4 tRNA genes and 1 rRNA gene are annotated in these 708 nt (G+C 48.6%); all 5 read right to left on the bottom strand.

The window, feature by feature from the left end:
• Positions 1-151: 151 nt before the first annotated feature.
• Positions 152-232: transfer RNA gene (locus tag DN410_RS19495), tRNA-Leu, on the bottom strand.
• Between the two features lie 26 nt (positions 233-258).
• A tRNA-His gene (locus DN410_RS19490) sits at positions 259-334 on the bottom strand.
• Between the two features lie 9 nt (positions 335-343).
• Positions 344-419: transfer RNA gene (locus DN410_RS19485), tRNA-Thr, on the bottom strand.
• A gap of 4 nt (positions 420-423) precedes the next feature.
• A tRNA-Val gene (locus DN410_RS19480) sits at positions 424-499 on the bottom strand.
• A 4-nt stretch (positions 500-503) separates the two neighbouring features.
• Positions 504-619, bottom strand: a 5S ribosomal RNA gene (rrf, locus tag DN410_RS19475).
• Positions 620-708 lie beyond the last annotated feature (89 nt).

Genomic DNA, 708 nt, shown 5'->3' with positions numbered 1-708 from the left:
TAAGCTCCTTTGGTTCTTCTTTTTCCGCCCCCCCGTCCTGTCATATTGAAAATTGGAGGGGAGGCCGGGATTCGAGCCCGCGACCCCAACCTTGGCAAGGTTGTATTCTACCTACTTCCGCAAGACATGTTATGAGATATTTTATTAAAAGTGCGGGTGAAGGGAGTCGAACCCCCACGCCAAAGGCGCCAGATCCTAAGTCTGGTGCGTCTGCCAATTCCGCCACACCCGCATGTTATAATGTTTTAAAGAAAAAAATGGGGCGACTGATGGGAATCGAACCCACGAATGCCGGAGCCACAATCCGGTGCGTTAACCACTTCGCCACAACCGCCATAGTTACTGGTGCCGACTAGAGGACTTGAACCCCCAACCTACTGATTACAAGTCAGTTGCTCTACCAATTGAGCTAAGTCGGCTAAATGGTGGAGGATGACGGGATCGAACCGCCGACCCCCTGCTTGTAAGGCAGGTGCTCTCCCAGCTGAGCTAATCCTCCATTTGCCTGGCAACGTCCTACTCTCACAGGGACAAGGTCCCAACTACCATCGGCGCTAGAGAGCTTAACTTCCGTGTTCGGTATGGGAACGGGTGTGACCTCTCTGCCATCATTACCAGACTGTATTCATTTAAGACAAGAATTATTGTAACTCATTTAACTTTTAAAGTCAACAAGTTTTTTATATTCTTTCAAAACTAGATAACATT

Source organism: Bacillus sp. SH5-2, from assembly GCF_008368905.1.
GTDB lineage: Bacteria > Bacillota > Bacilli > Bacillales > Bacillaceae_G > Bacillus_A > Bacillus_A luti.
Note: the sequence above shows the minus strand (reverse complement) of the source record. Positions and strands in the feature narration are given on the sequence as shown.